The following is a 12,677-nucleotide window of genomic DNA, read 5'->3' as shown; positions in this document are numbered from 1 at the left end:
GCCTCAGCTCGAGGACGCGTAGGTGGCGACGATGTTGCTGGAAAAGCCCAGACGGCATTCCGGCGGAAAATTATCCATGGGATAGGGACCGGGCTTGCCCAGATACACACCCTCGTAGCGGCTGCGGAAGACAACCTCGCAACCAAGCCCTTTCAGGACATCCAGAACCTCGCCCAGATTCCAGAACCAGTGGCGCATGCGCCGCTGGTAATAGACCTGAACCGAGGCGAAGGTGGGAATATCACCGGCGGGCAGGTCGGACAGCACCAGATAGCGCGGCCCGAACCGCAGCAGACGCGCCAGCATACCGCGCCAGTCCTCGATATACTGGAGCGCGCTTCCGGCATGGACGATGTCCGCCCTGACCGGAACCTCGTCAAGATCGTCGTGAAAGAACAGGTCGGCGACATCGGCGAAGACCCGCCGCCCCAACTCGCAGACGGATGTGTTCTCGACGCAATGGAATTCCAGCGCCCGCCCTGTGACCAAGGCGGCCCGGACTCCGGCATAGGAATTGGCGAGGCCGCCGCCGAAATCGACGATCCGCAAGGGACCATCTCCCACGGGAGTCAGCCCCGCCACCACCGCCAGCGGGTATTCCCGACTGAGGGCGGCGGTCGGAATGCTGCCGCCCGAGCGCAAAGCCGCCAGGGATGCCTCACCTCGGGCCGCCATCTTGCCCAGCCATTCCTCACCCTCGAAGGCGCCCTCGCCCCCGCCCAATACCGCGTCGGCGGCGGGAGCGGCGGCGAAGTCCGGGAAGATACCTTCCCAGATATTGAAACCTAGCGCGGTCATGGCCCCTTACTTTATCGCGGCAAGGCCATCGGCAAGACCGATCGGCGACACGGCGATAGACACCGATTTGCGCCCCACTTCCTGCATTAGGCCGATAACAATCTGCTTGGACTTGCGCAATGCCTCAATGGTGGCGTTATCGAGTGGAGCAACAGCCATGCAGCCGTTTTGCAGGCACTTGATCAGAGTCAGGGTGTATTCCTTGCCATCCACGGCCATCAAGATGTTGGCGGGAAGAAACGTGCCCAACGGAACAATGGTCGACACGCCGAACTCACCCTTAGAGCCGATACGCCCGAAGGCAATCTCCAGCAGCCGGACACCGCCATCCACAGTCTGGATCTGATTAAGAATGCATTCTGAATCCTTCGACTTGCCACACCGGGCAACCCAGTCACCGAACTTCTGACCGTCCTTGGGGGCTGCCTCGGCCACGCCACCGGCAAACAGGCCAAAGGCCAGGGCGGCGGCCATCACAACGCCTCTCATCCAATCCAATCGCATTTTTCCTGTCCTCTTGCCCTTGAAAAGCCGGGGGGGAGTATGCCCAAGCCACCAACGACCGGCAAGGCCGGTCAAAATCCCATGCCGATGCCACAGCGACCATAACTGCCGGAATTGCTTCCCGCCGCCGAGCAATTGCCGCAGGCGGCCAATCCCATGGTCACCAGCAGCACCATGGCAATCCTTGCGAAGCGCGCCATTGTCGCCTCCAGTCCCGTTCAGATTGCAGCTGTTATGACAGGTCCGCTTCCACGCCGCAATTCCCCGTCACCTCCCGTGGCCGAGTTGGAAATCCCCTCATCCCGGTCTATGGTGCGGCCTATGACCATGCCCGTCCCGCCCTTTCTTCACTACCGCGACTTCAACGGCGGCCATATCCCCCGCACGGCCCTGGCCTTCCTGGCCCGTTTCCTGCTGTCGCGCTTTCGCTGGCGCATCGTGGCGCTGGTGCTTGGCACCCTGGGCGGCATCGGCCTGATGACGCTGGAACCGTTGTTCCTGCGCGATTTGGTGGAGGCGCTCCGCCTCGGCGATCTGTCCGATCCCTGGACACCGGCGGTCTGGACGCCGTTCGGGCTGGTGGCCGGGGCCTGGGTGATTTCCGCCACCTTCAACCGCGTGCGCGAGATCATTGACATCCATACCTCGCCGCAACTGCGCTACGAGGTCCAGACCTGCCTGTTCTCCTATCTGATCGAGCATTCGCCGGAATACTTCCACCGCAATTTCGCCGGGCGGCTGGCCCAGAAGGTCAAGCAGGCGGGCCAAAGCACCGCCGCCCTGCTGTCGGTGGCCTTCAACGAAATGGTCCGGGTGGTGGCGGTAGTGGTGATCGGATTCTTCGTGGTCGGCCACGACCATCCCCAGTTCGCGGCGGTGATGCTGGGATGGACCATCGCCTTCGTGGCGGCGGCGGTGATGCTGTCGCGCCGCTGCCTGGCCCTGTCGCGCGAATTCTCCAATCAGATGTCGGCCTCCACCGGCACCATGGTCGATGTGATCGGCAATGCCGATGTGGTGCTGTCCTTCGCCCGCGCCCCCCATGAATGCCTGCAGGTGGCCCGCGCCGTGCTGGGCGAGCGCGACGCCTCCATCCGGCTGCGCTGGTTCCTGACCCTGATGTGGGCGGTGCTGTATACCGCGCTGGTCCTGTTCCAGATCGTCATGATCGCCCTGGCGGTGCGCGAGACAGTGCTGGGCCGCATGGTGGTGGGCGAGACGGTGATGGTGGTCTCGCTGTCGGCCATCCTGTTCAACAATATCTGGGGGCTGGCGGCGCGCATGCTGGAATTCCTGGAGGAGCTGGGAGTGCTGGACAGCGCGCTGGACAGCATCTTGTCGCCCCATGCCATCGTCGACGCCGCCGAGGCCCGGCGGCTGGAGGTCAGCGAGGGAGCCATCGGCTTCGAGCATGTCTCGTTCCGCCATCTGGACGGCAACCCGGTGTTCGACGACCTGTCCTTCCGCGTCAGGCCCGGCGAGAAGATCGGGCTGGTGGGACCGTCAGGCGCGGGCAAGAGCACCCTGGTCCGCCTGATCCAGCGCCACTACCAGCCCCAGTCGGGCCGCATCGTCATCGACGGCCAGGACATCGCCGCCGTCACCCGCCTGTCCCTGAACGAGGCGGTGGCCGAGGTGCCGCAGCAGCCGGGTCTGTTCCACCGCTCCATCGCCGAGAATATCGGCTATGCCCGGCTGGATGCCGGACCGGAAGCCATCCGCGCCGCCTCGACCCAGGCCCATTGCCACGGCTTCATCACGAGGCGGCCCGAGGGCTATGACAGTCTGGTGGGCGAGCACGGCATCCAACTGTCGGGCGGCGAGCGCCAACGTGTCGCCATCGCCCGCGCCCTGCTGAAGGATTCCCGCATCCTGATCCTGGACGAGGCCACCTCGGCGCTGGATTCCGAGACCGAGGCCCATATCCGCGAGGCGCTGTGGCAGTTGTTCGAGGGCCGCACCGTCATCGCCATCGCCCACCGGCTCTCCACCATCAGCCGCATGGACCGCATTCTTTACCTGGAGGGCGGCAGGATTCTGGAAGAGGGCAGCCACGACGCCCTGCTGGCGCTGAACGGCCGCTATGCCAGCCTGTGGCGGCATCAGGCGGGAGGGTTTCTGCCGGAAACCTGATCCGGCATTTGATGTGCTTGAAAGAGCCTACCCCTCGACGGTTCCGGCCCGCTGCGGCCCCTGGCCCGCCACCACCAGTTCCAGGGCCTGGATGAACAGCTCGGCCTGGCGCTCGCGGGTGTGCAGCGGCGCCGCAGCCAGACTGGCCGCCGCCAAGCCCCGGCGCAGGACCTCGTCGGATTCCAGCCGCCGCGCCGCATCCGCCAGCCCTTGCGGATCGGCGGCGGGCACGAACAGCCCGGCCTTGTCCGCCTCGATGATGTGCGAGGCCTCGCCCCGGGGCGCCACCAGCAGCAGCGGCAGGCCCATGCCCATGGCCTCGAAGATCTTGGACGGGATCACCTCGGCGAAGGCGGGGGAATCCTTCAGATGCACCAGCGCCACGTCGCAGACCGACCAGACGCGCGGCATCATTTCCTTGGGCTGGGGCGGGCCGAACACCACATTGTCGAGGCCGCGCCGCTTCGCCTCGTCCATCAGCATCTGCCGTTCGGCCCCGGAACCCACCAGCAGGAATTTGACGCGCGGCGCATCCTTCAGGCGTTCGGCGGCGTCCAGCACGTTGATCAGCCCATGGGCCATGCCATGGGTGCCCACATAGCCGATGACGAAGGCATCGGTCAGCCCCCACTGGGCCGCCAGCTCCGCGTCACGCGGCCGGGGCGCGTAGCGCGGCAGGTCGACGCCGTTGATCACCACCGCGATCTTGGCCGCCGGGATGCCGCGTCGGATCAAATCGTCCTTGAACGCCCGGGTCAGGGCCACCACCGCCGCCGAGCGGCGATAGAGGAACAGTTCCAGCTTCTCCAGCCAGCGGATGACCAGACTGTCCTTCATGGCGCCCACGGCGGTGATGGAGCGCGGCCACAGATCGCCCAGTTCGAACACGAAGGGCACGCGGCGCACGCCCGCCAGCGCCCAGCCGCCCACGGCGGCGAAGAATTGCGGGCTGGTGGAGACCACCACGTCTGGCTTGGCCTCGAACAGCCCGGCGACGAAGGCGGTGACCATGAAGGAGACGAAATCCAGGATGCGCTTGGCGAAGCCCTCGTTGGGGGCGATATAGGTCTTCACCCGCACCACCCGGATGCCGTTGAGCTCGCTTACCTGCCGCCAGCGGTTCTCCCAGCCCTCGAACAGCTTGCCGCCTGGGAAATTGGGGGCGCAGGTCAGCACCGTCACCTGATGCCCGGCGCGGACCCAATACAGGGCGCGTTCCGACACCCGCGTGGCGGCGGCATTGGTTTCTGGCGGGAAATTCTCGGTCAGGAACAAGATGCGCATGCCCCTTTCCTACCCCAAACCACGGACGGCGTCATCCCAATGAGCCGTATATTTGCAAGACAATCATTGAGTGATCGGCCCGGCATGCTTACCTTGGTTATATGTCGACATGGATAGAAAGACCGATCGGGTGAGCAGGAAGGCCAGGATCATGTTCGTGGATGACGAGGTGCGGGTGCTGGATGCCCTGCGCCGGTCGTTGCGGCGCCACGAGGATCGCTGGGAGATGGAGTTCATCTCCGATCCCCTGGCGGCGGTGGCCTCGTTCGCCGCCCGGCCCACCGATGTGGTGATCACCGATATGAAAATGCCAGGCCTCAACGGCATCCAGACGCTCAGCGCCATGCGCAAGACCAAATCCACCGCCAGTTTCATCGTCCTGACCGGCACCGCCGACCTGCGGACCGCCATCGACGCGATCAACCAGGCGGAGATTTTCCGCTTCTTCACCAAACCCTGCCCCTCCTTCCTGCTGGTGGAGGGGATCGAGGCCGCCCTGGCCGCCAAGACACCGCCGCCCACGGCCCCGGCCGCCGCTGGCATCGGTGAAACCGCCCTGGACCGGTTGCCGGTGGCGGTTCTGGTGGTGGATGCCGAAAGCCGGGTCCTGTTCATGAACCGTCGCGGCGGCGCCCTGTGCGCCCAGGAAGACGGCGTCATCCTCGGCGCCCGCAAGGTCTGTCGCGCCACCACCCCGCCCGAGACCGCGCGTCTGCATGCCCTGATCGCCTCCGCCATCAAGGATGGCGAAGGCGGTGTCATGGCGCTGGGCCGGGTCAAGGCCGGGCCACTGTCGGTGGCGGTTACCGCCCTGGACGCAAGCGACGGCGGCAAGGTGGCACTCTATATCAGCGACCCCGAGGACCACCCCATTCCCCCGGCGGAAAATCTGGCGCGGCTGCTGGACCTGACCCTGGCCGAGGCCCGCCTCGCCCACGCCCTCGCCGAGGGACTGGCGCTGGAAGAGGCCGCAGGCGCCCAGGGCATCACGGTCGGAACGGCGCGGGGCTATCTGAAGCAGATTTTCGGCAAGACCGGAAAGTCGCGTCAGGCGGAACTGGTCCGCCTGATCCTCAGCCTGCCCGTCACCCTTCCACATGGCACCCTCCCAAACGGGAGTGCCCTGGACCGGGCTTGAATTCCAGGATGGCGATAAGGAAACAGCCAAGCTGTCGGGTACCGGAGTCATGTCATGCAGGCGATCTCATCCGCCAAAGTCATCCGCCAACTTCTTCCCATGGCCCTGGTGGGACTGACGGCCACGACGCTGCTGTTCGCCATCGTCTTCGTCACCGAGACCTCCAACGTGGAGAGTCGGTTCCGTGAACTGGCGGACCAGAGAATCATCGCCATCCGCGCCAACATCGCCATCGCCCAGGGCAGCGTCGATCTCGTGGCGGGGCATTTCGCGGTGGCGCCGCCCGGCACCACCAGCCGGGAAGACTTCTCCCAGTTGGTGGAACCAACCCTGGCCGCCCATTCCTTCATCCAGGGCTTGTCCTGGAACCCCCGGGTCCTTCGGCGGGATCGTGACGCCATCGAAGCCGCCGCCCGCCGGGATGGCCTCGCCGATTTCCGCCTGACCGAACGCGACAGCGACGGCAAGCCACAGCCGGTGGCAGAGCGCGAGGAATACATCCCGATCCATTACATGGAGCCCATCGCCGCCAATATGAAGGCGCTGGGATTCGATCTGGCCTCCCATCCGGTTCGCCGCCAGGCCCTGGCCCAAGGCCGAGACCTTGGCCGTCCCCAGGCCACCGGGCGCATCACTCTGGTGCAGGAGAATGCCGATCAATACGGCGTCCTGGTCCTGGCCCCGGTGTTCGGCAAGGCGGGGCCCCGTGGTCTGGATTCCAATCGTCGCAATCTGACCGGCTATGTCTCGGGCGTGTTCCGCATCGGCGACCTGATCAATGCCTCCACGGCCTCGATCGCCATGGCCTCGGCCATGCCGCTGGTCGACATCCACCTGTTCGACATGAGCGGCCCCGAAGGTGAACGCCGCCTGCATCCGCGTTTGGGGGCCGCCAATCCGGAGGAATTGACCAAGGGACCGCACGTCTCGGAAACCTTCCTGATGGCCGGAAGAAGCTGGGTGCTGGTGGCCACCCCCAGTCCGGCTTTCGTCGCCGCAAGCCGCCCGATGGCGGCCTTCGCCATGCTGGCGGTCGCGCTGCTGGCCACCGTCTTCTATCTCTCCTTCCTGAAAGGCCGCATCACCCAGGCGGAAATCGCCACCGCCTTCGCCCGTGAGGTGGAGCGCGCCAAGCGTCGCCTGAGCCAGGCCCAGCGCATCGCCCGGCTGGTCAGCATGGAACTCGACCCCGATCGCGGCGAATTCAAAGCCGGGGAAGGGGCCGCGGAGATGCTGGGGCTGTCGCCGGGCACGGAGTGCGGCTCGTTCGACCTTATCCTGCCCAACGTCCATCCCGGCGACCGCACCATGCTCCGCCAGGCCCTCAGCCGGACGGCGGTGGTGGGAGTGGACGTTGAATTCCGCATCCGCGCCGATGATGCGTGGCGGAGCGTGCATGCCATGGCCGGCGAAGCCGATGCCGATGGTCGCGGCATCATCATCCTGCAAGACGTCAGCGCAAGGCGCGCCGCCGAGGAGGAAAGGGCGGCCATGATCGAACGCATCGCCGAATCCGACCGCTTCGAGGCGCTGGGCACCCTGGCGGGTGGCATCGCCCACGAGATCAATACCCCCACCCAATATGTGGGCGACAACATCACCTTCATGAAGGACGGTCTGGGACCGTTGTTGGATCTCGCCCGCGCTGCCCGCGCGGCGGACCAGGGCGGCGCCTGGGAGCCGGTGGCGGAGAAGGCCCGCGGCCTCGACCTGGATTTCCTGGCCGCCGAACTGCCCACCGCCGCCGATCAGGCCCTGGACGGCACCGCCCGCATCGCCAAGATCGTCCAGGCCATCAAGGAATTCTCCTATCCCAGTTCCAAGACCCCCCGTCCCGTCGACCTGAACCATCTCATCGACGTGGTGGCCACCGTCACCCGCAACCAGTGGAAATACGTGGCCGAGCTGGAATACGACCTGGCCCCCGCCTTGCCCAAGATCCAGGCCATCGAGGGCGAGATCAATCAGGTCCTGGTCAACCTGATCGTCAACGCCGCCCAGGCCATCGCCGAACATCCCGGAACCGAGCCCGGCCGCATCGTGGTCCGCACCCGCGCCATGGACGACCTGGTGGAACTGTCGATCCGCGACAACGGCCCCGGCATCGCCCCCGAACACCTGAAGCATATCTTCGAGATGTTCTTCACCACCAAGGCACCGGGCCAGGGCACCGGCCAGGGGCTGGCCATCACCCGCGCCATCCTTCACCGCCATGGCGGTCAGATTTCCGTTGAGTCCTCCCCCGGTTCCGGGGCCTGCTTCCTTATTCATCTCCCCATCGAGGCTCGGGGCGCCAATGCCCAGGGTCTGGCGGCCCAGCCCCACGGAGCGTGATATGACCTTGGCCAAACCAACCATCTTGTTCGTGGATGACGAAAAGGGCGTCCTGGACGGTTTGCGCCGCAGCCTCTATGCCCAACGCGACGAGTGGAATCAGGTCTTTGCCGTGGGTGGTCAGGAAGCCGTGGCCATCTTGGAAAAACAGGCCCTGGACGTGGTCATCACCGATATGCGCATGCCCGGCATGGACGGGGCGACCCTGTTGGACCGGGTCCGGGCCCTGCAGCCCGAGGCGGCCCGTATCGTGCTGTCGGGATTCTCCGTGCGCGAGGCCATCTTCCGCACCGTCGGACCGGCGCATCAGTATTACGTGAAGCCCTGCCCGCCCCAGACCCTGGTGGAGGCCATCCGCCGCGCCCTGGCGGTCCGCCGGGCGCTGCGTTCGCCGCCCTTGCTGGCCCTGGTGGGAGGCGCCACCTCGATCCCCGCCTTGCCCAAGGCCATCACCGAGCTGTTCAGCGAATTGCAGTCGCCGGAAGGCTCGGCGGCCGAGGTGGCCCGCATCATCGCGCAGGATGTGGGGCTGACGGTCAACCTGCTGAAGCTGACCAATTCCGGCTTCTTCTACATTCCCTCCGCCGTCACCGACGTGTTGCAGGCCGTGAAGATGCTGGGCTTCGAGATGGTCCGCGCCCTGGCAGTGCTGGCCGGGGTGTTCGAAAGCTTTTCCTGCGCCGGGATCGACTGCCAGGCGGTGAAGCAGCTTGAGCGGCGCAGCCTGGAAATCGGCGCCCTGGCGCGGGGTATCGCCGAAAGCGGCAACGCGCCGCGCTCGGCGGTGGAGCAAGCCCAATGCGCCGGCATGCTGGCCCATGTGGGATCGCTGCTGCTGTTCGCCCAATGGCCGGGACCGGTGGCGGAGTTGCGCAAGGATCTCGACCGATCGGGCGGCGACATCATCACCGCCGAGCGCACCGCCCTGGGCGCCAGCCATGCCGAACTGGGCGGCGTGCTGCTGGGCCTGTGGGGCTTCACCGACCCGGTGGTGGAAGCGGTGCTGTTCCACCACCATCCCAGCAACTGCGCCTTCCGATCGAGCTGCACCGACGCCCCCATCGCGGCGGTGCACGCCGCCCAGCACCTGATCAAACCGGTACCGGAGGGAAAGGACGCCAAGGAACACTGGGAATCCGGCCTGGACTTGGAATTCCTGTCAGAGATCGGCGCCGTCTCCAAGGTGGCCGACTGGGCCGAATTGGCCACATCCATCCGCAAGGAGTACGAGTGATGGCTGACTTCAGCGAGAAGATCCTCTTCGTCGACGACGATGCCAATCTGCTGGCGGGATTGCGGCGCCTGATGGGCCAGAAGTTCTCCATCACCACCGCCGAGGGCGGCATCGAGGCCCTGGGCAAGTCCAAGACCGAAGGCCCCTTCGCCGTGGTGGTCTGCGACATGCGCATGCCCGGTATGGATGGGGTGGAAGTGCTGCGGCGGCTGCAAGACTCCGCCCCCGATACCGTGCGCATCATGCTGACCGGCAATGCCGACCAGAAAACGGCGGTGGAGGCTATCAATAGCGGCCAGATCTTTCGCTTCCTCAACAAGCCCTGTTCCATGGCGGGATTGAGCGAGGCGGTGGGGGCGGGCATCCGCCATTACCGGCTGGTCACCGGCCAGCGCGCCTTGCTGGAGGGCACCCTGGCGGGCAGCGTCGCCCTGATGGGAGAGGTGCTGTCCCTGGTGGCGCCGGAAAGTTTCGAACACTCGCTACGCCTGCGCGCCTGGGCTTTGCAGGTCGGAACCCATATGGGGCTGGACACCATGTGGGACCTGGAGCTGGCCGCCTCGCTGGCCCGGATCGGCGAGATTTCGCTGCCGCCGGAAGTGCTGGCCCGCAACCGCTCAGGCCAGCGGCTGACCGCCACCGAGGAAGAGATGATGGTCCGCGTGCCGGAGACCGGCGCCGGGCTGGTCCGCAGGATTCCCCGCATGGAAACCGTGGCCGAAGCCATCTTGTACCAGGGCAAGTGGTTCAATGGCGACGGCGTGCCCCAGGCCGGCAAGAGTGGCACCGACATCCCCGTCAATGCCCGCATCCTGCATGTGCTGCTCGCCCTCAACGATGTCAGCGGCGGCAGTCTGTCGCGGGCCAGCTTCACGGCGCTCGGCCGCATGAACGGACGTTTCGACCCCGCCATCCTCAATGCCGCCGCCGCGTCGCTCAGCGCCATGACGTCCGACGAGGCGGCCTTCTCCCGCATGGAGGTGGCCGGCAGCGGCCTGTTGCCCGGCGACCACCTCGAAGCCAGCCTGGAAACCGACACGGGCAAGCTGGTTCTGGCGGCGGGCCAGACCATCACCGATGCCCTGTTCATGCGCCTGCAGAATCTTCACAAGATGTACACGTTCCGTGAGCCCATCCGCATCCGGCGCGCCGTTCGGCAACGCTGATAGCCTATGCCTATCACTTGAATAGGAACCCTCGACCTTTCCTATGATTGGGATTCTCCCCACCTCCCATGAGACGGGTCGGCCTTGGGCCACACCCGGAAACCTCATCACGGGAGAACCGGCATGTTCACGCAATCCTCCGCCCACAACAGCAAGATCGCCCACGACCACGATCGCGCTTTCCGCATCCGCACCCGCGGCGTGAAGGCGGCCGGGCTGTGGGCCGCGGGCCAGATGGGCCTGTCCGGCGACGCGGCCCAGGACTATGCCCGCGCCCTGGTCCTGGCCGATTTCGAGGAGGTGGGCGACGAGGACGTCATCGCCAAGCTGCGCCAGGATCTGTCTGGCGTGGGGATCACCGAGGCCGAATTGCGGGTGCTGCTGACCCATTGCCTGGCCGATGCCGAACGCAGCCTGGGATCGTAACCCCAGGAATCACAACCAACAACGGAGGCCATCATGGACTGGTTGACCGCATTATTGGCGGATCCGTTCCTGGGAAAACCAACCTGGGTCTGGCTGGTGTTCCTGGCCGTGGTGGCCATTCTCCTGACCCTTGATCTTGGCGTGCTTCACCGCCGCAGGCGCGAAATCGGCGTCACGGAAAGCCTGTTCCTCAGTCTGGGCTACATGACGGTCGGCGTTGCCTTCGGCGCCTGGGTGTGGTGGGGCATGGGAAGCGAGGCCGGCATCAACTATCTGACCGGTTTCGCCATCGAGAAAAGCCTGGCGCTGGACAATATCTTCGTCATTTCGCTGATCTTCACCTTCTTCGCCATTCCTCGCCAATACCAGCACCGGGTGCTGTTCTGGGGCATCCTGGGGGTGATCGTCCTGCGCGGCGTGATGATCGGACTGGGCGCCGCCCTGGTCGAGCAGTTCGCCTGGACACTGTGGATCTTCGGCGGCTTCCTGGTGATTACCGGCCTGAAGATGCTGGTGGTGACCAACCACGATACCGCCGATCTGGCCGACAATGCCGTGCTCGGCTTCCTGCGCCGCCATCTCAGGGTCACCGATGGATTGCGCGACCATCACTTCTTCGTCCGCGCCCCCGACGCCCAGGGTCGTCTGGTGTGGTGGACGACGCCGCTGTTCCTCTGCCTGGTGCTGGTGGAACTGGCCGACATCGTCTTCGCGGTCGACAGCGTGCCCGCCATCTTCGCCATCACCACCGATCCCTACATCGTCTACACCTCCAACATCTTCGCCATCCTGGGGCTGCGCGCCCTCTACTTCGCCCTGGCCGCCATGATGCACCGCTTCGTCTATCTGAAATACGCCCTGGCGCTGATCCTGGTGTTCATCGGTGGCAAGATCTTCTGGGCCCAGGCCTTCGGCAAGCCTGACCCCGCCCTGTCCCTGGCCGTCACCCTCGGCCTGATCGCGGGCGGCATCGCGGTCTCGCTGTGGAAGACCCGCATGGCGACGACGGCCGTGCCGGAAAAGAGCGCCGCGGAATGATCCCTCCGCGTTCCCTGGCGCTCAGCCTGTCCCGCCTCCGTCGCCTGGGAGGGCCTTCCGGCCCGACCCTGGCCGAGGCGGGACAGTTCCTGGCCGAGCGCTCGACCCTGCTGGTGATGCTGCTGATGGCCGCCCTGGCGCTGGTGCCGTCACCGGGGCTGCCGCTGGGCCTGGTGGCCGGACTGGGTATCACCTGGCTGGCCCTGTCCTCCCTGGGCGGCGGGCAGGCCAGCCTTCCCGCCAGCCTGTCCAACCGCGCCCTGCCGCGCCCGATCCTGGAAGCGGCCTTGCGCCGCCTGGTGCCGCTGCTGCGTCGGGTGGAGCGTCGCGCCCGCCCCCGCCTGCCCCATCTGGTGGTGGGGATCGGCGGCGCCATCGCCCTGGTGGGAATCGGCCTCCAGGGCCTGCTGCTGGCCCTGCCGCTGCCCTTCGGCAATCTGCCTCCCGCCGCCGCCATCGTCGTTCTCGCGGCGGGATTGCTGTGGCGGGACGGTTTGGGCGTGCTGGCCGGGCACGCCCTGTCACTGGCGTCGTTCGGCGTGATCGGCGGGCTCGCCTGGGTCGCCATCTCCCTGGGCAGTTGATCCTGGCGGGCGGGGACGCTCCGATGGCACCAAAAGCC

Annotated in this window: 12 protein-coding genes; 8 read left to right on the top strand and 4 right to left on the bottom strand. The window is 66.1% G+C overall.

Annotated elements, in window-relative coordinates; translation table 11 throughout:
* Window positions 1-3 precede the first annotated feature (3 nt).
* The 3 genes from A6A04_RS02000 to A6A04_RS23365 form a co-directional block, all read right to left on the bottom strand.
* A complete protein-coding gene (locus A6A04_RS02000) occupies window positions 4-798 on the bottom strand; it encodes a methyltransferase, TIGR04325 family (RefSeq protein ID WP_068489577.1) in 795 nt (264 codons plus the stop codon).
* A gap of 6 nt (window positions 799-804) precedes the next feature.
* Complete coding sequence (locus A6A04_RS01995) at window positions 805-1,272, bottom strand: invasion associated locus B family protein (RefSeq protein WP_068489576.1); 468 nt, start codon at window positions 1,270-1,272, stop codon at window positions 805-807.
* Window positions 1,273-1,373: 101 nt separating this feature from the next.
* Entirely contained in the window at window positions 1,374-1,502 is a 129-nt protein-coding gene (locus A6A04_RS23365) for a hypothetical protein (protein ID WP_281196633.1), read from the bottom strand.
* Window positions 1,503-1,623: 121 nt separating this feature from the next.
* On the opposite strand from A6A04_RS23365, the gene A6A04_RS01990 reads away from it, so the two are divergent.
* Complete coding sequence (locus A6A04_RS01990; protein WP_216636072.1) at window positions 1,624-3,435, top strand: ABC transporter ATP-binding protein; 1,812 nt, start codon at window positions 1,624-1,626, stop codon at window positions 3,433-3,435.
* 27 nt (window positions 3,436-3,462) lie between these two features.
* On the opposite strand, the gene A6A04_RS01985 is transcribed toward A6A04_RS01990, so the two are convergent.
* Entirely contained in the window at window positions 3,463-4,719 is a 1,257-nt protein-coding gene (locus tag A6A04_RS01985) for a glycosyltransferase family 4 protein (protein ID WP_068489574.1), read from the bottom strand.
* 109 nt (window positions 4,720-4,828) lie between these two features.
* On the opposite strand from A6A04_RS01985, the gene A6A04_RS01980 reads away from it, so the two are divergent.
* The 7 genes from A6A04_RS01980 (at window position 4,829) to A6A04_RS01950 (ending at window position 12,639) form a co-directional block, all read left to right on the top strand.
* The gene (locus A6A04_RS01980) at window positions 4,829-5,857 is read left to right on the top strand and encodes a DNA-binding response regulator (protein ID WP_082914622.1); all 1,029 of its coding nucleotides are present in this window, start codon (window positions 4,829-4,831) and stop codon (window positions 5,855-5,857) included.
* Window positions 5,858-5,911: 54 nt separating this feature from the next.
* Window positions 5,912-8,191, top strand: coding sequence for a CHASE domain-containing protein (locus tag A6A04_RS01975; protein ID WP_068489572.1), 2,280 nt, complete (start codon window positions 5,912-5,914; stop codon window positions 8,189-8,191).
* Window position 8,192: 1 nt separating this feature from the next.
* Complete coding sequence (locus A6A04_RS01970) at window positions 8,193-9,425, top strand: HDOD domain-containing protein (protein ID WP_068489571.1); 1,233 nt, start codon at window positions 8,193-8,195, stop codon at window positions 9,423-9,425.
* Window positions 9,425-10,591, top strand: coding sequence for an HD domain-containing phosphohydrolase (locus tag A6A04_RS01965; protein WP_068489570.1), 1,167 nt, complete (start codon window positions 9,425-9,427; stop codon window positions 10,589-10,591). Before A6A04_RS01970 ends, A6A04_RS01965 begins: the two co-directional genes overlap by 1 nt.
* A gap of 123 nt (window positions 10,592-10,714) precedes the next feature.
* Window positions 10,715-11,017 (top strand): DUF1476 domain-containing protein, encoded by a 303-nt coding sequence (locus tag A6A04_RS01960; RefSeq protein ID WP_068489569.1) that lies wholly within the window; start codon window positions 10,715-10,717, stop codon window positions 11,015-11,017.
* Window positions 11,018-11,050: 33 nt separating this feature from the next.
* Complete coding sequence (locus tag A6A04_RS01955) at window positions 11,051-12,055, top strand: TerC family protein (protein ID WP_068489568.1); 1,005 nt, start codon at window positions 11,051-11,053, stop codon at window positions 12,053-12,055.
* Window positions 12,052-12,639 carry an exopolysaccharide biosynthesis protein gene (locus tag A6A04_RS01950; RefSeq protein WP_068489567.1) on the top strand — a complete coding sequence of 196 codons (588 nt, stop codon included), beginning with the start codon at window positions 12,052-12,054 and terminating at the stop codon, window positions 12,637-12,639. Before A6A04_RS01955 ends, A6A04_RS01950 begins: the two co-directional genes overlap by 4 nt.
* Window positions 12,640-12,677: the final 38 nt, after the last annotated feature.

Origin of the sequence: Paramagnetospirillum marisnigri (assembly GCF_001650715.1) — a bacterium.
Classification (GTDB): domain Bacteria; phylum Pseudomonadota; class Alphaproteobacteria; order Rhodospirillales; family Magnetospirillaceae; genus Phaeospirillum; species Phaeospirillum marisnigri.
This window is presented reverse-complemented; position numbering and strand designations above follow the sequence as displayed.

Excerpts from the sequence above, each read along its gene's own strand:
- A6A04_RS01975 (WP_068489572.1), top strand. The coding sequence starts at position 5,912 with ATGCAGGCGATCTCATCCGCCAAAGTCATCCGCCAACTTCTTCCCATG.
- A6A04_RS02000 (WP_068489577.1), bottom strand. The coding sequence starts at position 798 with ATGACCGCGCTAGGTTTCAATATCTGGGAAGGTATCTTCCCGGACTTC.
- A6A04_RS01980 (WP_082914622.1), top strand. The coding sequence starts at position 4,829 with ATGGATAGAAAGACCGATCGGGTGAGCAGGAAGGCCAGGATCATGTTC.
- A6A04_RS01985 (WP_068489574.1), bottom strand. The coding sequence starts at position 4,719 with ATGCGCATCTTGTTCCTGACCGAGAATTTCCCGCCAGAAACCAATGCC.
- A6A04_RS01970 (WP_068489571.1), top strand. The coding sequence starts at position 8,193 with ATGACCTTGGCCAAACCAACCATCTTGTTCGTGGATGACGAAAAGGGC.
- A6A04_RS23365 (WP_281196633.1), bottom strand. The coding sequence starts at position 1,502 with ATGGCGCGCTTCGCAAGGATTGCCATGGTGCTGCTGGTGACCATGGGA.
- A6A04_RS01995 (WP_068489576.1), bottom strand. The coding sequence starts at position 1,272 with ATGGCCGCCGCCCTGGCCTTTGGCCTGTTTGCCGGTGGCGTGGCCGAG.
- A6A04_RS01960 (WP_068489569.1), top strand. The coding sequence starts at position 10,715 with ATGTTCACGCAATCCTCCGCCCACAACAGCAAGATCGCCCACGACCAC.
- A6A04_RS01965 (WP_068489570.1), top strand. The coding sequence starts at position 9,425 with ATGGCTGACTTCAGCGAGAAGATCCTCTTCGTCGACGACGATGCCAAT.
- A6A04_RS01955 (WP_068489568.1), top strand. The coding sequence starts at position 11,051 with ATGGACTGGTTGACCGCATTATTGGCGGATCCGTTCCTGGGAAAACCA.
- A6A04_RS01950 (WP_068489567.1), top strand. The coding sequence starts at position 12,052 with ATGATCCCTCCGCGTTCCCTGGCGCTCAGCCTGTCCCGCCTCCGTCGC.
- A6A04_RS01990 (WP_216636072.1), top strand. The coding sequence starts at position 1,624 with ATGACCATGCCCGTCCCGCCCTTTCTTCACTACCGCGACTTCAACGGC.